We start from the raw sequence: 20,760 nt of genomic DNA, 5'->3' as shown, positions 1-20,760 counted from the left end.
TTGCGCGGCTGCGTAAATCACAGGACTGTGCCCTTTAGAACATCTGTGAAGTTCGTATCTACCATAGTAGAGAACCTTAGCACGCCGTTGAAGGCGCCTACGTTCGTAATGTCCGCCGTCGCGGTCGATGCATCAAAGATAAATTTGAAGGATTTCATAGCAGCTAGACCCACCGTCATCCCGTCAACTGGATTATCATCGACATCGATGCCTGGGTTGAACGTGAAACGACGAGCAGGTTTGTTACTTGAGTTCATGATATCTAATTAGAAAATGGTATATTTCTGGATACGCAGATTATTACCGTAAAGTACCATCAGCAGTGTTGTACGGGAGGTGAAGCGGACGAGCCTCGACCGAGCGAAGCATCGTGACGATCGCCGCAGAAGCGTCTTTGACTGGTTTCAAGATAGTGGTCGGTGACCGCCCCCCGTACTGAGTGCAGTGCAAAGAATGATGTAATCGCACATATAGACTCTGCTGTTGGTTAACAAATTATCTTTTATTATGACAACTGCGTGGAATCTTCACTTCAGTTAAACCTTAACTACCTTTTAGGCTCTGTTCTTTTACCACAGTCATTACTGCAAGATCGCCCGCCTATTCAGACTATAGCAGTATTAACGCAACCCTCATCAAGACATAGTCTACGCAGCGACGTGTCCCAGTGTATGCAACATAAAGTCGGCGATGGCGACCCTCCGGAAGCTTGGCCGAGGCATTGATCGCAGTTAAGATCATGTCGCGCATGGAGTCCTAAAGTGCTGCCAATCGGGTCGGTCATCGACAGGCGTCCAGCTCGAAACACTCATGTCGGGATACCCAAGCATGTTGATTAAGGCATTTTTCCTCGCCGCGCTTATCGCGGTCTCCGGTGTGCCAGCAATGGCTGAAAGCACATCGGCGCGTTTCGATTTGAATCAGACTGGCGCGATGCACTCGACGCCCGAACGAAGCGGTGACGCACGTCGCAAACCGACCGCAAATCAGTTGAACCGGGCTTACGGAAATCATTATAGGATGCGGTCAAACGCCCGCGCGCAGTATCGCCAGGATCAGCGCGTCTACATGGCCGAGGTCAGGAGGTCGCGGCATAATCGCGCCGTGAACCGGTACGATCGTCGGTTTGCCCGGCAACAAACGGCATATGCAAAGGCCATGGCGGCGTGGCGCCTTCAGGTAAAGGCCTGCAAGCGCGGCGATAACCGAGCTTGCAAGCGTCCGTCACCGCGTACCGCCGACTTTTATTAAAGCGCCTGGTCTCGTGCATCCGACGTGATGCACGGAGCCGACGTCTCTTAGCACTTGCCGCGCGGCATTCTTCCGCCATTAAAGGAGTTCTTATGCGACTGCCAATACTTATCCTTAGCGTCCTCGCGGTCACGCCGCTGGCCGCATGCGGCGGCAACGGTGACGACAAGCTCGCCGGGCGCGTCGAGGCGGCCGCAGACAACCGTGCAGATGCACTCGAGAACCGCGCTGATGTGCTGACCGACCGCGCCGAACAGGTCCGAGATAAGGGCGAGCAGCGCAGCGACGCGATCGACGCGGCAGATCTCAACGCCGCGGCGATGAGCAATACCCAGAAGGATGCGATCATCGCGAATGAAGCAGCGGCCGTGCGCTAGCAGCATCGCTCGGTCAAACCCGAGGGACGCCTGTGTTTACTTGGTCCGACCTCAGTGAAAATCCGCTCACTCGGTGTTGGCGACGGGTGACGCGGAAGATCGACGTTGAAGAGACGACCGCGCCGTGGTGGATCGCCCTCAGGATCTGGGCCAGAATCATCGCTCGCGCCCTAAATGGCGCGATGCTCGACGATTACGGCATATTCGCGAGTTCGATCGCTTTCGCTGCGTTCCTCTCGATCCTGCCGCTGTTGAGCCTGGTCGCACTCGTTTATGGAATGGCTGTTCCCGGGGAAGTGGTCAAAGCGAACATAGCTGCGGTCATCGTCGTCCCTCCCCCCAGAGCGCCCGGTCGCTGGTGCAATCATGGCTAACCAATAGTCTGACCCGTCATGACGGGGGGTATTCGCGCTCGCACTGTCCGCTGCTATAACTATTTTCGGTGCGAGGCGCGCGGGCCGTTCGCTTGTGCACGGTCTCAATATAGCGACCGGGATCCAAGTGGATCGCGGACCGATCGCGAGCGCGCTGGTGGCGATCGCTGTGGTCGTCGCAGGCGCCGGCTTGATGCTCGCGGCGCTTGTCGCAATCTCCGCACTAGCTCTGATCCAAGGCCTTGTCCCCGCAGAGCTGCCAGGCACGGCTACGATATTCCAGTGTATGCTGTGGGGTTGTCTGACGCTGGGTTCCGCATCAGTGTTGACGCTGACGTACCGCTATGCCGCGGCCGGTGAGCCTCCCCCTGGGTCTGGACACTTCCCGGAGCACTGTTTGCCGTGCTGTTATGGATCGGCGCGACTTCAGCGTTCCGCTTCTACGTCAGCCATGTTGCGAACTATGCCAGCACATATGGTTCGCTATCGGCGGTCATCGTCCTTCTGCTCTGGCTGATGATGTCGGCCTATATCCTTTTGTTAGGTGCCAAGCTCAATGCCGAGGCCATGGCTGCCGCACGACCGAGGCGAGCGTGAGACTGCAACTAGCTCGAAAGTCTCTCGGCAGGCACGTTGGACGCTCTCTCCGATGGGTCCGAATATCTCAGTTCTGATCAGCCGGCGTCCCACAGGGGAGTGAGTCCCGCTAAAACGGCACCAGCATCCCCCGCTGATCATTATCGCGATCGTCTGCATCGTCTGGCGGCAGCGGTGGTGATGCTATGTAAACAATTCCAGCGAACGCCTTGGTTTGCGCGGCTGTTATCGCACCTGAACGGGCCGCCATCAAAAGGTCACCCGGTGCCCCAAGGCTGCGTCACAGGTCGTGTGGCGTGCGTAAGAGCGGCCTTACCAGAGCTCAGACGGCGCTGCAGATAGGTAGCATCGAAGCCAGCCACGCGAACTAGCTGGGCGATATCGGCGATGATGAGTGCACTGTGTTCGAGCTTCATGACGCCGGCGACTTTAAGTTTGCGAAGGACCCGATTGACATGGACTGGCGTCAGTCCCAACGCGTCCGCCAGTAAAATTTGACTAAGCGGCATTGAGCACTCGCCGTCCTCAACCAAGCAGAAAGCATTCGCCCGAAAGTAAAGTTCGCACATCAGGTGGGCGACCCGCTCGACGCTTCCCCCGACGCCCCATGCTCGCGATCCACGACCGGGCTATACCAAGATCGACCAGTTGCATCAGCCAAAAAGCCCGCGTGATGGCCGGGCTCAGGTGGATGAGCTCCTCCATTTTTTGTCGCGGAATCATGGCTACGTGGGATGCCGTGACGGTTGCGATATTGTGATCCATCTCGTTCAGTACCGAGGTATGCATGTCGCAAAAGTCGCCCGGCATCAGAAATGCCAGAATTTGGCGTTCTCCCTCGGGCAAGATCTTGTATCGGCAACCCCAGCCTTCGAGAAACACGAATACCGCCCCGGGCTCGTCTCCCTCCCGAATAAGGTCATATTTGGCCGGAAAATGGCGAACATTGCCGCATGCATCCTGGAGAAAAGATGTATCTCCCCCGGAAAGCGGGACCCGGCTTGCGAGCTTTTTTAAGAATGGGTTCGGCATGCCGCGATTTCCTGTTGGCCATTTGCGATATTGCATAGTGTCGACTTTCACCACCTTCTTGACTGAGATCATCGTTGCCCTCGGTCATCGCGGTAAATCGGTTCATCCCCGACAAGCGGTTTTCAGGCCGTCGGAGACTGAGAGATCCCGATTCTCCTGTAACAAAGGCGGAACCCATGAAATCAGGCGACAACGATCCCAATCGCCTCCGAGCAGCAACACGGCCCGACCCGGACGCGCACGGGCAGGCCTCCCTTCTGCTGGTGGAAAGCCTATTACACGGCATGCTCGAAAAAGGCCTGCTGAGCGTCGACGAAGCCCTCGGCATCGTGACAACTGCATGTGAAGTGAAGGAAGAGATCGCTTCCCAAGAAATTGAATCGGAAGATACAGCGCGATATTCCCTGCATCTTATTGGCCGCATAACCGCGAGCTTGAAATTTGATCAGCGCACTGATCCTCGAGATATCACGCCGTAACTAACGGGTAGTCTTCTGCCAAATTACCAATTTATGACTTCACGTTCATGATTAGTCTTTATTTGACCGATGCACTTTGATTGGCAAATCATATATCACAATAATGAATTTGAGGTTGCGCCTCAGCTGCTCGTTATACTACCTTTTTGCATACACGAGCTTATTAGCGATAAAATCGTTTGATTTACTACTTAATATAAAAAATGTATATTTGACTATGGGGGAAAATTCAATTGTAAATAATTTTTTGATAAATACCAAAGATGACTCTCGGTTCAATATGCCACCGATCCCATTTAGATTACCGAGCATTACCGATAAACGGAAATTCGACATTCGGAGGAAGCATTTTATGAAGTTCTCTAAATTCATCATATCAATGATGCTCGCCAGCACTGCGCCTGCGCTAGCACAAACGCCCCCCACCTCCTCCGCCTCCGGAAGCTAGAAACAGCGCGATGGCATACGTAAAGGCGGTGACGACGGGTGATCTTTACGAGATTAATTCCAGCCAGATTGCACTAAAAAAGTCGCAGAACTTGAAGATTCGTCAGTTTGCATCAAGACTTATCGAAGATCATACGAAGACGATGGCGAAGACTATGGAGGTCGCCGTGAAAAATGGGCTGAATCCGCCACCGCCTGCGCTGGATACCGGCTCCGCCGCATCTATCAGCGAGTTACAGACCGCATCGACAACCGACTTCGACCGTCTCTACCTTGGCCAGCAGATTCCGGCGCATCGTGCCGCGTTTGGCCTAAGCTCTTATTATGCGAACGCTGGCGATGACCCTGCGCTTCGGCGCAGCGCAAAAAAAGAGGTCTGGGCCCATTAACCGTCATCTGAGTGCGGCGAACAAGCTGCAGAAAGGGATATCCGGCATGTGACTTGGAGCCGGCCTCCCACGATGAGGCGCGGCCCGGTACCTTCGTCAGACTGTGACGATAGCAGTACCGGCGGCCGGGGCACATCGAGGACCTGCGGAGACTCAACACCGCAGAGAACGGGGTGCGGCTCGCATATTCAAGGGCAAGCCCCGCCTGTCGCGTTGCATATAGTGCGACCCTATCACGAATAGCCGGCACCCGGCCTTGACCCCTGACATGGTGTTAGACCCTACATACCCTCGGGTCGAAGGAGTTTCAGGTCATGAACGACCCTCATTCCCATTCCCATGCCGGGGGTTGCGGCTGCTCGGCAAAGCCAGCGGCACAGGCCGCTGTTGCGCCCTCGTCCTGTTGCCCAGGCACGCCGGTGACGAAAAAACAAACCGCCGAATCAGGGACTTGCTGCGCCGATGGCAAGGCCGCTGACGGCGCGGCCACAGTCACGGACCCGGTGTGCGGGATGACCGTCGATCCGGCGAAAACAACGCATCACGCCGAGCACGCCGACCAAACTTATCATTTTTGCAGCGCGGGGTGCCGGAGCAAATTTGTCGCCAATCCTGACGCCTATCTTGGCGACAAGCCGAAACCGGAACCCAAGGCAACACCAGGAGCAATCTGGACGTGCCCGATGCACCCGCAAATTCGTCAGGAGGGACCAGGGACGTGCCCGATTTGCGGCATGGCGCTCGAACCGGAAGAGCCGTCGCTCGACGATGGGCCTAATCCTGAACTGGTGGATTTCACGCGCCGGCTATGGGTAGCGGGCGTGCTCGCCGTGCCGCTGCTTGCGATCTCGATGATCGCCGAAATACTCGGCGTTCATGTCGTCAGTCCTGCCGCATCGCCTTGGGTACAGCTCGCGCTCACCGCTCCAATCGTGTTGTGGGCGGGCTTTCCATTCTTCCAGCGGGGATGGACCTCGCTTCGCACCCGCCATCTCAATATGTTCACCCTGATTTCGATCGGGGTCGGTGCAGCGTTCCTCTACAGCCTGGTCGCGACGGTTGCGCCGGGCATCTTCCCCCGACGTTCCGAATGCACGGGGGCGTGGTCCCGGTTTACTACGAGGCCGCTGGCGTCGTGGTGGCGCTGGTGCTGCTCGGACAGGGTCTGGAACTGCGCACAAGGGCGGCAACGGGACGCGCGATACGTGCCCTCATGGATCTTGCCCCCAAGACTGCGCGTCGGGTGCGATCGGACGGCTCAGAGGAGGAAGTCAGCCTTGCTGATGTGGCAACCGGCGATCGCCTGCGTGTTCGCCCCGGGGCTGCGATCCCCGTTGACGGCGTGGTGATCGAGGGGCGCTCCTCGGTCGATGAATCCATGCTCACCGGCGAACCCGCACCGGTCCTCAAGGAAGTCGAGGCGGCGGTCACCGGGGGGCACGGTCAACGGCACAGGAAGCCTCGTCGTGGAAGCGCGCGCTGTCGGCTCGGATACGATGCTCGCCCGCATCGTCCGCATGGTCGCCGATGCGCAGCGCAGCCGTGCTCCAATTCAGGCGGTCGCCGATCGGGTATCGGGCTGGTTCGTGCCCCTGGTCGTTCTTGTTTCTGTCGCGACCTTCGTGGTGTGGTCGTTGGTCGGGCCGGAGCCGCGGATGGGTCATGCGTTGCTCAACGCCATTGCGGTGCTGGTCATCGCCTGTCCCTGTGCGCTCGGTCTCGCTACTCCCATGTCGATTATGGTCGGGACGGGCCGCGGGGCTCAGGCAGGCGTGCTGGTCAAGAATGCCGAAGCGCTACAGGGGCTCGAAAAGGTCGATACGCTGGTCATCGACAAGACCGGCACGCTTACGGAGGGCAAACCGTCGCTGATCGCGGTTGAAACGGTCGGTGCCGGCGAGGAAAACGATCTGCTTGCCCTCGCTGCTGCGGTGGAAGGGCAATCCGAACACCCTCTCGCCCACGCGATCGTCGTCGCCGCTAACGAACGTGAATTGCAGCTCGGGACGGTCGCCAATTTCGTCTCCCAAACTGGTCTGGGTGTGAGTGCCACGGTGGACGGCCGGTCGGTCGTGATCGGGAATGCCGCGCAAATGAGCCGGGTTGGCGCTGATCCTAAGCCGCTCGATGAAGCCGCCAATCGTCATCGCGGCGACGGTGCAGGCGTCATTCTAGTGGCGATTGATGGCGCTCTTGCCGGGCTGCTCGCGGTTGCCGATCCGGTCCGCGCCAATGCCAGTGAGGCAATCGCCGCGCTTCGCCAACAAGGGCTCCGCATCATCATGCTGACCGGTGACAACCAAACGACCGCCGATGCGGTCGCGCGCGCGGTTGGCGGGCTCGACGACGTGCGCGCCGGTCTGCTCCCTGAAGATAAGGCGCGTATCATCGGCGAGCTGAAAGCGTCCGGTGCCAAGGTCGCGATGGCCGGTGATGGCATCAACGACGCTCCAGCGCTGGCAGCTGCGGACGTAGGCCTGGCGATGGGCACGGGAACGGACGTGGCGATCGAAAGCGCCGGGATGACGCTCATGCGCGGCGATCTTTCGGCGATCGTGCGAGCGCGCAAGCTCGCGCAGGCGACAATGCGGAATATCCGGCAGAATCTGTTTTTCTCCTTCCTGTTCAACGGTATCGGCGTGCCGGTCGCAGCCGGAGTGCTCTACCCCGTGGCGGGCATTCTGCTCTCGCCGATGCTGGCCGGCGCAGCGATGGCGCTCTCGTCCTTTACCGTGGTCCTCAACGCACTGCGGCTGAACACGGTGAATCTATGAACATCGGGACTGCATCAGGTGCCAGCGGCGTCTCGCAGCGGATGATCCGCCATTATGAGAAGATTGGCCTGGTGCCCGCGCCAGTTCGACGTGGCACCTACCGGGACTATACCGATAGCGACGTTCATCGCCTTCGTTTCATCGCCAATGCCCGCGACTTGGGCTTTCCGATCGAGGAAATCCGTGGCGGAAAACGCTGTCGCTTTCTCGGATGCTCGACAAACAGGTGATTTCGAGCGACAGCCCTTTAATCGTCGCAAATCCCCGTCGCCAACTCCGACTGGCGACTATCGTGTGTTTCCCGACAGGGCGCGGCTGGCAGTAAGCGCTCAAAAGCGGCTGGGCCAGTTTTGCCCATCACCCGGACGTTCAGGGTGGCGATCCAGCCGCCTATGTTTGGGATCCCCGAAGCCACGACAGCAGGAACGGCTTGTGGACGGGGGAAGTGCCGTTCGGTGTCTCGACGTCGATCTCGCGCTCATGGAACTGCCAATAGATCATCACGCTCATGATCGCGGCGTAGAAGCACCAGACTGAGGCAAAGGCATAGCCTTTGACCAAGTGGACGATCAGCAGTCCGATTACATTGACGACGCCGTACGTTCTGACGACGCGGTGGCTGGACAGCAGCAGCGCGCCGCACGTCGACAAGATGTATATGATCGACATTACCATGTTGCTGGTCATCGCGTTGCGATACGCGATCGAAGAGTGCTCGACGAAGGCATGGATCGGGAACAGGATCAGGCCTGCGATATTCCAGGCGCATACCAAGGCGCCAACTATGGTCACTCCGACGATCGCGATGCGCCGCCAGCCCGGAGGTTCCATCAACGCCACCGCTGCCGGCATCAACGTCGGGAGGATCCCGAGCGCGTACAGCATGAACAGGAGCGCAACATGGTGGGGCGCAATCTGTCCGATCTCGCCGTGGAATGCGAGCCAGACCAGCCCTTCGCAGAGCTGATGCCCAGCGAATAGCAGCGGCATGGAAGCGAAGAGCAGTGCGCGCGGTTCGCGCACGTGACGCAGCGTCGCCACACCGATCGTTGCCAGCACCCCGGAGGCGACGAAGCTTGCAGTAGCCGAAAAGCACATGGGCGGTCATTCAAGCTGTTGGTGGTGTGATGGCGTGGCGTGTTTCATGCCACATAGCCAGCATGGCTCGCCGTCGCCGCTGTTACCTTCCTTGCCTGATACGCCTTGCTTGTTATGGCCCAGGGATATGGATCGTCGTTCAGTAGTTTCTATCTTTGCCGTGGTCGCGCTCGCAGGCTGCGTCTCGCTTCCCGCTCCCTTGCTATCGGAATGTAGCCAAGGCGGAGTGCCACCAATAGAAATTTCCAACGACGGTCGAACCGCGAGCACGACGTTCGATGTGTTGAGCTACAACATCGAAGGACTGGCTTGGCCGGCGCGCGGCAAGCGAGGTGGGTCACTACGCGAGATCGCAGCCAGGCTTGCCGACCTTCGGCGTAGTGACAAAGCGCCCGATATCGTCATGGTCCAGGAGATGTTCAGCCGAACGGCCGTTCGCTCCATGACAAACATTGGGTACGCCAACGTTGTAACCGGACCGGCACGAACCCAACAAAAAATACTTCCTGCGGTGCGACCAATGCCAAGCCCCTATAACCGCAGAAAAGGAGAAACGGGTTTTCACCTTGTGAATTCGGGTCTGGCGATCTTCAGTCGCTTTCCAATCACCTATACAACGTCCGAACCTTATGGAATTCATCGCTGCGCGGGATTCGACTGCCTTAGTAACAAGGGAATGTTATCCGCGCGCATTGCGATACCAAATGTTCCGATCGCTATCGACTTGATCAATACACATCTTAACTCGCAAGGGGCATCGCGCGTCGCGCCCGCGCGGCACCTGCAAGCACACGGGCTTCAAGTTGCCGAACTCGGATCCTTCATTACGAGGAACGGCAATGCCGATGCAGCCATGATCCTCGGAGGCGACTTCAATATGAAGGGTTCTCCGGAGCGATTTCGTCAGTTTGAGAACGTGTCCGATCGAATGATGCTGGTCCATGAATGGTGCGCGCGACAGCGCCTATTTTGCGATGTTCAAATGTCGTGGGATGGCAACGCTCCCTGGATGGATACGCAGGACCTCCAGCTGTTTCGCTCACCCCATAATACGATCCTTGTGCCGATCCGCGTCCAGGCGATGTTCGACGGCTCCAAGGGCAATCCCAAGCTGTCCGATCATGACGGACTTCTCGTAACCTATAGGCTTACGTGGAACGTGAATGCCTCCGAAACTCGAAAAATAGATGCAGTGCCGGCCGACGTGTGCGCTACTCGCTAATCCTGCGCTGAGGTGGAAAGGTCGGTTTTCCAGACCTCCCAGCAAAGGATCGTTGCTGCTGATCTCGTGCAGAGCGTGAGTTGCGGAACCGCCGCGGTCGCGCCTCGTTTGTTGGTCGATACCGAAACGATTTCGTGATTGATCAGCAGGAGACGACCATGGGTGAATTCACCGACAAGCTCGATGCAGCAGGCAACAAGATCGCCGGCAAGGCCAAGGAGCTTTACGGCGACGCGACCGACAACGAGCAGCTGGAGGCCGAGGGCAAGGCACAGCAGCTCAAGGGGACCGGTCAGGACGTAAAAGGTAGCGTAAAGGGCGCACTCGGCGACAACGTCTGATCCCTGCCACTGCAAAATTAGGCCGCTCCACCTAAGGTAGAGCGGCCTTTTTCGTGGCCTTTGTGAAGCAATTTGGATCCCTCTATATCGGACGTATGATTGAGCAGCGCTGGACGATCGATATCTCGAAAACCTTCATCGAGATCGAGCAACAGGTGATCGCTATCGTCGAGGAAATGGACGACCTGGGTGCGTTCAACGTCATACCCTCACACGATGCCGACAACGATAACTGACCGTCGCGCCGGGGGTGATGAGGCTTCGGACTGGTCGCAGCCCCTAGCAACCGTTGACATTCGACAGATGTTTTCAACAAACATTGGCCGGCAACCCTAGTTCAAGCGATAGGGAGGCATGTCCGCACACTCCTCCAAACATACCCTCTTCGCCGCCCTTGCCGCTAACGCCGGTATCGCCGTCGCAAAGTTCTGCGGGGCCTCCTATACCGGGTCTTCCGCCATGGCGTCGGAAGGCATTCATAGTCTTGTCGATACCGGTAACCAGATCCTGCTGCTGTTCGGTCTGAAGGACGCGAGCCGTCCGGCCGATGCGTCACATCCGTTTGGATATGGCTTGCGCCTCTACTTCTGGGGTTTCGTCGTTGCCATGGCAGTTTTCGCTCTGGGTTCAGGCGTCGCCATCTATGAGGGGGCCGAGAAGGTTGCCCACCCCGAGCCGATCGAAAGCGCGTGGGTGAACGTGGTGATCCTGATCGTTGCCATTGTCTTGGAGGGCTCCTCGCTGATGGTGGCTCTTCGACAGGTTCGCAAAGAAGCAAAACGCCGCAATCTGGGAATGATGGAGACGATCCGGCAGAACCGCGATCCTACGGTCTTTGCTGTCGTCTATGAAGAAACGGCCGCACTCGCCGGCTTGGTTGCCGCGCTTACCGGTATCGGGCTTGCGGTCTTGCTGGACATGCCGGTGCTGGATGGGTGGACCTCGATCGCCATCGGCGTGATTCTAGCGGTCACTGCGCTTAGCCTGGCTCGCCGCTGCTATGTTCTGATGACCGGTCAGGCAGCTGATCCTGCGATCGAGAACCGACTGCGCGAGATTCTTGATCGGGTCAAACCTATCGAGCAGGTCAATGAGGTGCGGACGATGCACTTTGGCCCTTCGGAGGTACTGGTTCTGGTGTCAGCGGATTTTGTCGATGACACGCTGGCCGGCACCGTCGAACGTATCGTGTCTGACGTCGAAGATGGTATCCGGGAGGAGTTTCCTGAGGTGCGACGCGTCTACATCGAAGCACAATCTACCGCGCGACACCGCGAGGCCCTGGAAGACATTGGCGAGGATGCAGATGCTCTCGATCGTGAGGACGATGAAGCCGAAAACGAGCCCGCCTCAGCAACTCCGCACTAGGTGCTGCGATCGCAAGCCGTCTGCGATTCCGTCGCTCCTTACCCAAAGAAGGGATAACCGCCTGATATGAGTGACGATGCGAAATTGTACCGAGAGCGTGCGGACGCTGAACGCGCAGAAGCTGCGAATGCCATCCTTCCTAATGTTCGAATTCGGGCATTTCGATCCGCCGAGCGATGGGAAGAAATCGGCCAACGAGCTGAACATGTTCGGAGCCTAGCCACAGAACGGTATAGCCACTCGGGTACGGTTCGAGCGCGATATTGACGGTGGCAGTCAGCTGGCGCGAGCGACCGATTTATAGCTTCGGGCTTCTGATATGAGGCGTTACTATTTATCGGGCGTCGCGACGATGCTTGCGTTGGCGCTGGCGCGAGCGGCGCTGGCCGCGGCGCCCGCCGTCCATACGCCCGCTCCCGGAAGCCCAGAACGCTCCGCGATCGTCAAGAAGCTCCACGCGGGCGACGATAGTGCACAATCGCGTTTCACCTTCCGTGCGTTTCGCGTCCTTTTTGGCAGGCCCGGATGGGATCGCGTATGTTCGCGGAGAAGGACCGGTCGGGACCTTCCAGGCCATCCTGAAGCGCGACGTCCAGGCTGGGTGGCGCAAAGTTTGGGGCGAGGGTGATGGCGGCAGCAACAGCTGCGCGATCGGCGCGCGGCATTATGCTTGGGCCCTGCAGCTTCTCCGGACCTACACGGCTACTCCCGACGCGATCTTTCCGGGCATCGTCGCGCGGACTGGGGACTTGCAACGCCTGGCGAAAACGGAGCCCGACGTACAATGCGTCGGTGATTTGGACGGGGGACCGAACTGATTGCAAGACGTTGACGCGACTAGCCCTAGGTTATCTATCAGATGCCGCGCTCGATGCCGCCTCCAAAACGGCGGAAGCTTGTTCCGCAATTTGCCTGCAGAGTGTGCGTTCGGACGACTTCTGCGCGCGGGCATTGTCCGCCAGCGACATCGTCTGTCCTTCGCGTACCTCTTCGGGGCGGGCCGGGTTGCTCGAGTCCATCAGGCCGATGACCGTGGCCCGACGATGTCACCGCGTCGACCTACGCCCTGCAGGGCAAGCATCGCCGGGCCCACGGTCATGCCTGCGACTGCCGCGACGACCGACTTGCGCGTATTGGCGACGTCGACGTCAGTGGCGAACCCCTTGCCCATACAATATTCCATAAGGCCAAGGTGATTGTGAACCGCGCCGAACGCTGCCTGCAGCTGTTGGTCGGTCGGCAGTTCCTGCGCCATCAAACGGACCAACCGCCAACGCGCCGGTGAGAATGGCGGCCGTCATGCGCCCGTAGAGCACGGTGCGAAATCGCTGCATTTAGGCCTCCTAGGCCGGTGGGAGAACGCTTTCGCTGTCAGTCTGCGGTAGTAGCGGCAGTGTACGGTTGATGTATGTCAGCGAGTGGAGCCAGATGGTGTACGTCGGCATCGGTGAAAGCCGTATCTGGCAAATTAGCGCCATGCTCCCTCGAATGTTGCTACTGATTCCGTTTCCATAGACGGTGCCGCATTCGGATGTTCGATAGGCCAGCCATGACCTCTCAGCGCGAACGACCATCTGCTCCGATGCGATTTCACGCTTTCCTCAAAACGCTTGATCGAGGCACTCACGAGCGTCCGTAAGCTCGTCCTGATTGTATCAGCCACGAGCGTCCGTAAGCTCGTCCTGATTGTATCAGCCTCTGCCGGGACGTGTTGCCGGGAACCGCGATGTGGGTAGCTGGGTCGTATTCCTTACCGATACCCGGCGAGTTCGTCGGCACCCAAATCTCAACAACGGTGTTCGAATAGCTGTTGGGCAAATAGCGGATCCAGTAGCCGTCAGGATGGTGGCTCCACCGCCCAGTAGGCACGCCGATGCTACCCTCACCTAACGGCGCCATCCCAGCCAACACTGCGACCCGCTCCAGTTCACTATAGCTGGTTCCTGGCGTCACCAGCATACGGCGCAAGTCAGCCTCAGCCTGCATGGCGGCGCGCACCTGTCGTGGAAGGTTGTCCGCGATCGGGCCGGTTGCCAGCATATCGAACACACCGCGGTTCAGCCCGGCGAGCTGGCGGGGGGGCAGCAATTGTGCCGCAGCGATCTTCTGCTCGCTTGATAGATCCTCGATCTTGGCGCGAGACAGGATCGCCCATAGCAGCCCCTGTATCGTGTGCTGATCGATCTCGGGATGCTGAACCGAGTTCCGAACAATCGTAATCACTGCATCCTTAGCGGCACCAAGCGTTGGCCCGTACAGGTAGCCATCGCCCTTTCCTGGACCGTGCGTGCCGGCATGCAAGCAATAGCTCTGACCGTTGAAGCTGAAATATCCTGGTTCTAGGATGACACCGCCGCTCGGAGTATGTTGCAACCCGGACAACTCACGCTTCGCCATACGTGGAACGAAGCTGTCTTGGCTGGGGTCACCCCACCGGGCATCCGCCAAGCTGGTAGAGATAGGCTCTTTGCGCAGGCTTGGCATCGAAATGCCGGCTTTCTTTGCCAGCCCCCCCAAAATGCCGAACTGAGCGTCGACTGGCGTGGCACTCGCGACGAACATCGAAATCGACGCCAATGCTGCTACCGAAACGGTACGTAGTGTCATTTTCCCCCAGATCCCCATCTAATGAGATCAGTCGTAACGGTATCGAACTGACCTGGAAAGCTGCGCAGTCGAATATCAAATTTAACGTTAGCATTTAGGGATCCTTTTTGAGAAAGGCCGCAGCATCAAGCAACGTGCAATAAGCCATGTGCCTTCCCAATAATCAGACGGGCAGCTTTCCTCTACATTGTCGGTATTCAGCGGCCCGGTGTGTGGAAAACCCTGTCGTAATCACCATTGTGCGAAAAACAGGTGTTTTCGGACGGGAGCCCCTCAATCGTCGCAAAACGCCGTCGCTAACCCCGATTGGCGACTATCGTGTGTTTTCGGACAGGGCTGCGGTGGGCAGTGGGCACGGTGCCTTTTCGATGGACTTGGCCATTTCGCGCATTGCATTGCCGCCGACTAATTTGAACCCGTAGAGCCGCAGCGTGTTTATCCTGTGCCAGCCTACTCCCGGAAAGAGCGGCTGGTCGGCTCGCCCTTGGCTGACCCTGGGGGCGGGCCGTTTTAACAGCGGCTGCTTCGCATGGTTTGCAGATGGCAACGCTACTTGAGACACGTAGTCATCATGTCCACAACGGCTGACCCGCTTGCAAAGTCTGGCTAACACCTAGGCGGGCTTTGCGGCAAATGAAGCTGGGGAGTTCGCAATGGAGAGCCGATTGGAACACGATGCCTGGTGGCAGACCTATTTGGACGGCTGGACCGCGCTCCCGTTTCATGACCTGATTGCCGCTGCCGCGATCCTGAGCACCGCGCTGCTTCTAGGCGTCCTCGCAGCACGTCTTGCCTGCCGTTACCTTTTACCTGCCTTGGCACCGAGGCAGGCCGACGTAATTTCATCGAGACTGATGGCACTTACACGCTCTGGCGTAACAGCGATGGTCCTGGCAGCTTTCCTTGGCGTCCGCGGGCTGGACCAAGGAGCGGATCTCCTCCTCGCCACGGGCCTCGCTATCGCCGTTGCGGCGTTTGCGTACGAGATTGCCCGTTCGCTCGGACTGCAGAGCCGGGCTGCATCGCTGATCGCAGCCGCGTTGCTATTTATCGTGCTTGCAAGTCGCCTGGGTGGTCTGGCGCCGCTCATAGCGGGATTAGACCGCGCCAACATGCGTGTAGGCACCCGCCGCATCTCGTTGCTTGACGTCGTCAATGCGGTTGGCCTGTCGCTATTCTTGTTCATTGCCGCCCGCGCGTTGCTCGGCTTTATCCTGCGCTGGATTAGCCGGGCACGTCTGCTCGATGCAGCGCAACGGGTACTGTTCCAGAAGCTTGCTCAGATCGCCGTCGTCACCGTTGCTATCTTCGTCGGGATCGACCTGCTGGGCATAGATCTTACTGCGTTGGCAGTTTTCTCGGGGGCGTTTGGGCTGGCGATCGGTTTCGGCCTGCAAAAAACGCTCGGTAATTTGATCGCAGGTCTGATCCTGCTGCTCGACCGCTCAATCAAGCCCGGCGACGTCATCGCAGTTGGTGATACCTTCGGCTGGGTCAACAAGATCGGTGTTCGCGCTGTCTCGGTCCTGACCCGGGACGGCAAGGAGCATCTGATCCCGAACGAACGGCTGATGACCGACGAAGTCGAGAACTGGTCCTTCTCGAGCCGGGACGTCAGGGTTCATGTAGGATTTCGTGTGTCTTTCGATTGCGACTTGAGGCTGGCCCAACGGCTCGCTGTTGAAGCCGCCAGTATTTCACCACGCGTGCTCACCGAACCCGCGCCGGTATGCTGGATCAAGGCCTTCGGCGACAGCGGGGTCGAATTCGACCTACGAATCTGGATCGACAGTCCGGAGGCGGGAGTAGGAAACGTCACGAGCGATGTCTTCTTTCGCATATGGGACCTGTTCAAGGAACACGGCGTAACCATGCCGGTGCCTCAGCGCGATTTGCGGTTTCACGCCCCATCGACGGAAAGTTCGACTCCGGTCGTTCCACCGCGCAATGACGTCTCGACGGAGAACGAGTAGGCAAACCGGCTTCAACCTCGCGGTCTTCCGAACGGCAGTTTCGGCGTCAAGCGACTGCGACGCGAAATTGCCTTTCCGCAGCAAGGGTCAGCGGCTGCTGACCCGCCACACCGTATTTCCAAGATCGTCCGCAACCAGCAGCGAACCTGTGCGGTCTACCGCCAATCCAACCGGGCGGCCTCGTGCCTTGCCGTCGCTGTCAAGAAACGCTGTCACGACATCACGAGCCTTCCCAGCAGGCCGGCCATTGGCGAAGGGAATGTACACGACTTTATAGCCGTTGAAGGGGGGCACGATCCCAGCTACCGTGCTCGGCGACGAATGCCCCGCCCTGGTATCCGGGCAATTTGCCCGCGGTGTAGAAGGTTAGTCCCAATGGCGCGACGTGACTGCTCAGCGCGTAATCAGGAGCGATCGCTTTGGCGACCAGGTCGGGACGCTGCGGCATCACGCGCGGATCGACATGCTGGCCGTAATAGCTGTACGGCCATCCGTAAAAGGCACCGTCCTTTACGGAGGTGAGATAGTCGGGAACAAGGTTGGGACCGATCTCGTCGCGCTCGTTGACAACGACCCACAATTTGTTTGTGGTTGGCTCCCATGACAGGCCATTGGGATTGCGGAGGCCGCTCGCAAATATTCGGTGGGCTCCGCTAGCGCGATCCACTTCCCACACTGCGGCTCGCTCGCGCTCTTCACCGATGCCGTTCTCGGTGATGTTGCTGTTCGATCCAATCCCGACATAGAGTTTCGAGCCGTCAGGGCTCGCCACGAGGCTTTTGGTCCAGTGATGATCGATCGGCCCGCCGGGAAGCTCGGTCAGCACCTGACCTGGCACAGTAATCCTGGTCTGGCCGGTGACATAGGGGTATCGAACGATCGCATCGGTGTTCGCCACGTACAGATCGTTGCCCACCAACGCGACGCCGAAAGGCGACACGAGGTGGTCTAAAAAGACGGTCTTCAGCTCCGGGTTTGCCATCGCCGTCCGCATCCCGGATTAACGTGATACGATTGCCACCCTTGGCGCCTGCGCCAGCGTACTTTTGCACCCACCCCATGATCAGGTCCTTGGGCCGGGTGATCGGTTCGTAACCCGGTCCGTTCGCCTCAACGATCAGGATATCGCCGTTGGGAAGTACGTAGGGCTGGCGTGGGTGCTCAAGTCCCGTCGCTAGCGCCGCTATCTTCATGCCCGCGGCGACCGTCGGCGTTTCGTTCGGTTGCCAACTCGACACCGGCGCAACTTTCATTGGCGGCAAGAGATATTGTTGCTGCGCAGGTAGGCGCGGGTTTGCACCGATCTGCGTTGATGCAGGCGCCGGATCACGGCCACAGCCAGAAAGGAGAACGGAAGCGGCTAACGCCAGAACGGAAGACCCAATAGCAAGTCCGCGCATCATCGAACGCTCCCCGTAAGCTGACGTATGGTGTGCGACGTGCCTAGCCAGTTCACGATAACGACTAGCACCGTGACAATGCCCGAAAGTATAATTCCGGTCGGAACGACTGATGTCCATCCATCTCGGCTATGAACAAACGCGTTCCATAGCGAAAGTCCGAGAACGACCGCGTTCCCGACGGAGTGAAACCAGCCCGGCCGCAGGGACGACTTGTTACGCGAGAAGAGTGCTTCTCCAATCCCGACAATCGCTGCGGCAACGCCCATCACAAGTCCACCAGTGATCAGCCATACCGAGAAATTCGCCCACATCATCACCGCGGTATTCAGGTAGATGATATCGGTCAGAAAGGCGCCGCTGAAGAACGCGATCGGATATGCGCCAAGCAATACGTGTAGCGGATGCAGAGCGCTGACGGAGGGTCGGGGAGATTGTAACGGCATGAAGCCTCCGAATGACGACGCGCAGATGCGTAATGCAATGCTACTACGTCCGGTATGATACCACGTTCCGCCGAGCGACCTTTTAGATCACTACAGTTCAGCGTTGTTCGAACATGAAGGCAGCGCCGCCATTGGCTGCAAGCGTTACGCTCAGTCGACCGCCGGCGTTGACCTCACCCGTCCGTTCATCGATCGAAGTCGGCGATGCGCCATCCGCCCATGCACGAACTGTCCATCGTCCGCTCCCCAGAAAACCAAGCGGCAGGGAAACGGTCCTCGCCGTGCCGTCGGTTATCGCGCCCAGATACCACCGCGACCCTTTGCGGCGGGCGACAGCGATCCACTGTCCTAGAGAACCTGCTATGCCACGTGTTTCGTCCCATGTTGTGGGTACCATGCGAAGGAAGGACACGCCTCGCGCCCAGCGTCCATCGGCCGTCCGGTAAGCAACGGGCGCATCGGCAAGACTGGTCAGCGGACTGGGATAGAGCACGAAGAGCGCCAGTTGGTGTGCCCGCGTCGTCATGACTTCGGGAGCGGGCGCCTGCGGCGAGAACGCGGCCGGCGTGACGTTCCGGAACCCGCCCGGCGTATAGTCCATCGGCCCAATCGTCGCGCGTGTATAAGCGGCGCGGACGTCATAGCCAGCGGTGACCTTGCGGCTCCACCGATTATACTCGTTGCCCATCACCCCTTCCTGGGTGAGGAAGTTTGGATAGGTTGTCTCCAGTCCACGCGGCACGAACGCAGCGTGGATGTTGACGAGCACCCGATGCCGGGCAGCCGTGGCGAGAAGACGGTGGTAGAAGCCGACGACCGCCTGATCCTGACGATAGATGAAGTCGACCTTCATTCCCGCCACCCCCCAGGCCTGCCACTGTGCAAGTACCGCATCCAAGCGGCCGTCGAGTGATTTCCAGTCGGTCCACAACCATATTCGCACGCCGCGACGCCGGGCATATTCGACGAGTTGGGGGACGTCGATGCCATCAGACGGCGTCAGTACATCGGCGGGCTGGCCCTCACCCGTCGGCCTCGATGCCCAGCCCTGATCGATGACGTAGTAGCGCAGCCCCATGCGCCCGGCGAAGTCGATATAGCGCCGGTAGGTCGCCATGTTGTGCCCCGCATTCGGGATATCGGGGGCTAGCAGCCCCGACCACCACCCCCACGCGGCCTTGCCAGGCTTTATCCATGTCGTGTCAGCGATCCGCGACGGTGCCGCGAGGCGCTGGACCATCCTGTTCTCAACCAATTGTTCGGGGCGGTCGGCGATCATGACGATGCGCCACGGTGTCGTGACCCGCTGTTCAGCTGGCAGGACCACCGCCAGGCGATCATCGTCGGGGCGCGGAGTCAGGCGGATCGAGACGCCATCGCCTGTTACCGTGCCCGTCAGATAGGCTGCGGCATAATGTTCGATATTGCTCTCGGTGAGCGCGTAGGTTTCTCCCGCCGTTCCGGTCGCGCACGTCAGGGGGCAGATCCACGAGATCGTCGTGTTTCAGTGCCTGCAGGCGGACTGGCCGATAATCGCCCTCGTGGCTGTTGAAGAATTTGGCGTGGCGCACCCCCAGGCAGGCGTCATTGCGTGCCGTGACGAAGCGGGTGCTCTCGCCAGCGATACGCCATGGATCTGCCCCCGGGCGCGCCGGAGCGACGAGCCGGAAGGCGGCACCGTCATTGCAGGCGCTCGTTTCCAGGATGAGTTGGCGACCATTCTGAACCGTTTCGCGGGCGCTGACCCGCTCTCCCGTGCAGCCGGTCGCAGGAACGATGGTTTCGCGCGCGGTCTCTGCGAGCGCCCTGAAGGGACGGTCCGCCAGCATGATCCCTGCGGGTGACGGAGCGACCAGCGTTTTTCCACGATGACGGATCGCGACCTGGAACGCGCCCGCTGGCGAGATACCAGCAGTGATCCCGATAGCCCCGTCCGGTGAGAGCCCGGCTGTCGATTGACCGGGTTGCGTGCAGCTGCTCGACACTATGGCAAGCCCCAGCGCGAACGCACTTGTTCTCAACATGGACGGTGCGTGCTCCAGGCGGTTAATAGTCCCGCCCCATGTCCGATTACCGCGTGTCCCGCCAGTCATGTTAAAGAGGTTTACAAGGCGTCCTCGAGCGCTGGCGCATCGAACGCCTCGATTATCGGGCAGAGACCGGCACGCGTCCCCGCACACGCTTCTGCCAGATGATGAAGCGCGGCGCGGGCGCGTTGTAGTTCTTCGATCCTGGCATCGAGCACCGCGAGTTGCGCCGTCGCCAAGCCGCGCGCCCGCGCATGATCCGTCGCCGCATCTAGCGAGAGGAGCTCGCCGATCTGCTCGAGCGTAAAGCCGGCGGTCTGGGCCGAACGAATGAAACGCAGACGGCGAATGTCCTCGGACCCGTATCGCCTGACCCCGCTGCCAAGCCCGAGCTTCTCTGGTCGCGCAGGGGTCGCGAGCAGTCCGCGCCGCTGGTAGAAGCGGACCGTCTCGATGCCGACCCCACCTGCGCGGGCCAGTCCTGCGATCGTCGTCATGACACCTCTTGATTCCGTACCGTGGTACGGACCCCATATGGGTAGTCATCGACGTTACCCA

The 20,760-nt window shown here is 59.2% G+C and carries 20 protein-coding genes and 5 pseudogenes; 14 read left to right on the top strand and 11 right to left on the bottom strand.

Annotated elements, in window-relative coordinates; genetic code table 11:
- Positions 1–17 precede the first annotated feature (17 nt).
- Positions 18–257, bottom strand: a complete 240-nt coding sequence (locus NHF48_RS01235; protein WP_253069784.1) for a hypothetical protein — start codon at positions 255–257, stop codon at positions 18–20.
- A gap of 571 nt (positions 258–828) precedes the next feature.
- Here NHF48_RS01235 and NHF48_RS01230 point away from each other — a divergent pair.
- From NHF48_RS01230 to NHF48_RS01215, 4 genes and pseudogenes are all read left to right on the top strand, one after another.
- Positions 829–1,251, top strand: coding sequence for a hypothetical protein (locus NHF48_RS01230; RefSeq protein WP_253069783.1), 423 nt, complete (start codon positions 829–831; stop codon positions 1,249–1,251).
- Between the two features lie 92 nt (positions 1,252–1,343).
- Positions 1,344–1,628, top strand: coding sequence for a hypothetical protein (locus NHF48_RS01225; RefSeq protein ID WP_253069782.1), 285 nt, complete (start codon positions 1,344–1,346; stop codon positions 1,626–1,628).
- A gap of 182 nt (positions 1,629–1,810) precedes the next feature.
- Positions 1,811–2,002, top strand: a complete 192-nt coding sequence (locus NHF48_RS01220; RefSeq protein WP_263816582.1) for a hypothetical protein — start codon at positions 1,811–1,813, stop codon at positions 2,000–2,002.
- Positions 2,003–2,380: 378 nt separating this feature from the next.
- Positions 2,381–2,599: pseudogene (locus tag NHF48_RS01215) on the top strand (YhjD/YihY/BrkB family envelope integrity protein); the annotation flags it as partial.
- Between the two features lie 257 nt (positions 2,600–2,856).
- Here NHF48_RS01215 and NHF48_RS01210 read toward each other — a convergent pair.
- Both NHF48_RS01210 and NHF48_RS01205 read right to left on the bottom strand, forming a co-directional pair.
- The gene (locus NHF48_RS01210) at positions 2,857–3,132 is read right to left on the bottom strand and encodes a helix-turn-helix domain-containing protein (RefSeq protein WP_253069779.1); all 276 of its coding nucleotides are present in this window, start codon (positions 3,130–3,132) and stop codon (positions 2,857–2,859) included.
- Positions 3,125–3,703, bottom strand: coding sequence for a Crp/Fnr family transcriptional regulator (locus NHF48_RS01205; RefSeq protein WP_253069778.1), 579 nt, complete (start codon positions 3,701–3,703; stop codon positions 3,125–3,127). Before NHF48_RS01205 ends, NHF48_RS01210 begins: the two co-directional genes overlap by 8 nt.
- Before the next feature lie 104 nt (positions 3,704–3,807).
- Here NHF48_RS01205 and NHF48_RS01200 point away from each other — a divergent pair, with 104 nt between their 5' ends.
- From NHF48_RS01200 to NHF48_RS01185, 4 genes and pseudogenes are all read left to right on the top strand, one after another.
- Positions 3,808–4,110 carry a hypothetical protein gene (locus NHF48_RS01200; protein WP_253069777.1) on the top strand — a complete coding sequence of 101 codons (303 nt, stop codon included), beginning with the start codon at positions 3,808–3,810 and terminating at the stop codon, positions 4,108–4,110.
- A gap of 458 nt (positions 4,111–4,568) precedes the next feature.
- Entirely contained in the window at positions 4,569–4,946 is a 378-nt protein-coding gene (locus NHF48_RS01195; protein WP_253069776.1) for a DUF4142 domain-containing protein, read from the top strand.
- A gap of 503 nt (positions 4,947–5,449) precedes the next feature.
- Positions 5,450–7,720, top strand: a pseudogene (locus NHF48_RS25665) (heavy metal translocating P-type ATPase).
- Positions 7,717–7,905 (top strand): annotated as a pseudogene (locus NHF48_RS01185) (MerR family transcriptional regulator); the annotation flags it as partial. The pseudogenes NHF48_RS25665 and NHF48_RS01185, both read left to right, overlap by 4 nt.
- A gap of 205 nt (positions 7,906–8,110) precedes the next feature.
- Here NHF48_RS01185 and NHF48_RS01180 read toward each other — a convergent pair.
- A complete protein-coding gene (locus NHF48_RS01180; RefSeq protein WP_253069775.1) occupies positions 8,111–8,818 on the bottom strand; it encodes a DUF6629 family protein in 708 nt (235 codons plus the stop codon).
- 127 nt (positions 8,819–8,945) lie between these two features.
- Between NHF48_RS01180 and NHF48_RS01175 the strand changes: the two genes are divergently transcribed.
- The 5 genes from NHF48_RS01175 (at position 8,946) to NHF48_RS01155 (ending at position 12,567) form a co-directional block, all read left to right on the top strand.
- A complete protein-coding gene (locus NHF48_RS01175) occupies positions 8,946–10,040 on the top strand; it encodes an endonuclease/exonuclease/phosphatase family protein (protein ID WP_263816581.1) in 1,095 nt (364 codons plus the stop codon).
- A 158-nt stretch (positions 10,041–10,198) separates the two neighbouring features.
- The gene (locus tag NHF48_RS01170; RefSeq protein ID WP_253069773.1) at positions 10,199–10,381 is read left to right on the top strand and encodes a CsbD family protein; all 183 of its coding nucleotides are present in this window, start codon (positions 10,199–10,201) and stop codon (positions 10,379–10,381) included.
- 53 nt (positions 10,382–10,434) lie between these two features.
- Complete coding sequence (locus NHF48_RS01165) at positions 10,435–10,617, top strand: hypothetical protein (RefSeq protein WP_253069772.1); 183 nt, start codon at positions 10,435–10,437, stop codon at positions 10,615–10,617.
- 118 nt (positions 10,618–10,735) lie between these two features.
- Complete coding sequence (locus NHF48_RS01160; protein WP_253069771.1) at positions 10,736–11,749, top strand: cation diffusion facilitator family transporter; 1,014 nt, start codon at positions 10,736–10,738, stop codon at positions 11,747–11,749.
- Between the two features lie 494 nt (positions 11,750–12,243).
- The gene (locus tag NHF48_RS01155) at positions 12,244–12,567 is read left to right on the top strand and encodes a hypothetical protein (protein ID WP_253069770.1); all 324 of its coding nucleotides are present in this window, start codon (positions 12,244–12,246) and stop codon (positions 12,565–12,567) included.
- 200 nt (positions 12,568–12,767) lie between these two features.
- Here the strand turns inward: NHF48_RS01155 and NHF48_RS01150 are convergent, their stop codons facing one another.
- Together NHF48_RS01150 and NHF48_RS01145 are read right to left on the bottom strand one after the other, a co-directional pair.
- Positions 12,768–13,016, bottom strand: coding sequence for a hypothetical protein (locus tag NHF48_RS01150; protein WP_253069769.1), 249 nt, complete (start codon positions 13,014–13,016; stop codon positions 12,768–12,770).
- Between the two features lie 356 nt (positions 13,017–13,372).
- The gene (locus NHF48_RS01145; protein ID WP_263816580.1) at positions 13,373–14,356 is read right to left on the bottom strand and encodes a hypothetical protein; all 984 of its coding nucleotides are present in this window, start codon (positions 14,354–14,356) and stop codon (positions 13,373–13,375) included.
- A 653-nt stretch (positions 14,357–15,009) separates the two neighbouring features.
- Between NHF48_RS01145 and NHF48_RS01140 the strand changes: the two genes are divergently transcribed.
- Entirely contained in the window at positions 15,010–16,329 is a 1,320-nt protein-coding gene (locus NHF48_RS01140; RefSeq protein ID WP_253069767.1) for a mechanosensitive ion channel family protein, read from the top strand.
- Positions 16,330–16,416: 87 nt separating this feature from the next.
- Here NHF48_RS01140 and NHF48_RS01135 read toward each other — a convergent pair.
- The 5 genes and pseudogenes from NHF48_RS01135 to NHF48_RS01110 all read right to left on the bottom strand — a co-directional run bounded on the left by NHF48_RS01135 (position 16,417) and on the right by NHF48_RS01110 (position 20,699).
- Positions 16,417–17,729: pseudogene (locus tag NHF48_RS01135) on the bottom strand (PQQ-dependent sugar dehydrogenase).
- Positions 17,729–18,175: a DUF2231 domain-containing protein gene (locus tag NHF48_RS01130; protein ID WP_342454532.1), complete on the bottom strand. Its 447-nt coding sequence runs from the start codon at positions 18,173–18,175 to the stop codon at positions 17,729–17,731. Before NHF48_RS01130 ends, NHF48_RS01135 begins: the two are co-directional and overlap by 1 nt.
- A gap of 97 nt (positions 18,176–18,272) precedes the next feature.
- Complete coding sequence (locus tag NHF48_RS01120; protein ID WP_342454542.1) at positions 18,273–19,652, bottom strand: glycoside hydrolase family 97 protein; 1,380 nt, start codon at positions 19,650–19,652, stop codon at positions 18,273–18,275.
- A 25-nt stretch (positions 19,653–19,677) separates the two neighbouring features.
- Positions 19,678–20,199: pseudogene (locus tag NHF48_RS01115) on the bottom strand (glycoside hydrolase family 97 N-terminal domain-containing protein); the annotation flags it as partial.
- Between the two features lie 80 nt (positions 20,200–20,279).
- Complete coding sequence (locus tag NHF48_RS01110) at positions 20,280–20,699, bottom strand: MerR family DNA-binding protein (RefSeq protein WP_253069764.1); 420 nt, start codon at positions 20,697–20,699, stop codon at positions 20,280–20,282.
- Positions 20,700–20,760: the final 61 nt, after the last annotated feature.

Source organism: Sphingomonas sp. H160509 (assembly GCF_024124765.2).
In the GTDB taxonomy this organism is placed as follows: domain Bacteria; phylum Pseudomonadota; class Alphaproteobacteria; order Sphingomonadales; family Sphingomonadaceae; genus Sphingomonas.
This window is presented reverse-complemented; position numbering and strand designations above follow the sequence as displayed.

Bases quoted from the DNA above. Each gene is read 5' to 3' on its own strand.
- NHF48_RS01170 (WP_253069773.1), top strand. From the start codon at position 10,199: ATGGGTGAATTCACCGACAAGCTCGATGCAGCAGGCAACAAGATCGCC.
- NHF48_RS01140 (WP_253069767.1), top strand. From the start codon at position 15,010: ATGGAGAGCCGATTGGAACACGATGCCTGGTGGCAGACCTATTTGGAC.
- NHF48_RS01195 (WP_253069776.1), top strand. From the start codon at position 4,569: ATGGCATACGTAAAGGCGGTGACGACGGGTGATCTTTACGAGATTAAT.
- NHF48_RS01175 (WP_263816581.1), top strand. From the start codon at position 8,946: ATGGATCGTCGTTCAGTAGTTTCTATCTTTGCCGTGGTCGCGCTCGCA.
- NHF48_RS01145 (WP_263816580.1), bottom strand. From the start codon at position 14,356: ATGACACTACGTACCGTTTCGGTAGCAGCATTGGCGTCGATTTCGATG.
- NHF48_RS01200 (WP_253069777.1), top strand. From the start codon at position 3,808: ATGAAATCAGGCGACAACGATCCCAATCGCCTCCGAGCAGCAACACGG.
- NHF48_RS01160 (WP_253069771.1), top strand. From the start codon at position 10,736: ATGTCCGCACACTCCTCCAAACATACCCTCTTCGCCGCCCTTGCCGCT.
- NHF48_RS01130 (WP_342454532.1), bottom strand. From the start codon at position 18,175: ATGCCGTTACAATCTCCCCGACCCTCCGTCAGCGCTCTGCATCCGCTA.
- NHF48_RS01230 (WP_253069783.1), top strand. From the start codon at position 829: ATGTTGATTAAGGCATTTTTCCTCGCCGCGCTTATCGCGGTCTCCGGT.
- NHF48_RS01225 (WP_253069782.1), top strand. From the start codon at position 1,344: ATGCGACTGCCAATACTTATCCTTAGCGTCCTCGCGGTCACGCCGCTG.
- NHF48_RS01180 (WP_253069775.1), bottom strand. From the start codon at position 8,818: ATGTGCTTTTCGGCTACTGCAAGCTTCGTCGCCTCCGGGGTGCTGGCA.
- NHF48_RS01205 (WP_253069778.1), bottom strand. From the start codon at position 3,703: ATGATCTCAGTCAAGAAGGTGGTGAAAGTCGACACTATGCAATATCGC.
- NHF48_RS01110 (WP_253069764.1), bottom strand. From the start codon at position 20,699: ATGACGACGATCGCAGGACTGGCCCGCGCAGGTGGGGTCGGCATCGAG.
- NHF48_RS01235 (WP_253069784.1), bottom strand. From the start codon at position 257: ATGAACTCAAGTAACAAACCTGCTCGTCGTTTCACGTTCAACCCAGGC.
- NHF48_RS01220 (WP_263816582.1), top strand. From the start codon at position 1,811: ATGCTCGACGATTACGGCATATTCGCGAGTTCGATCGCTTTCGCTGCG.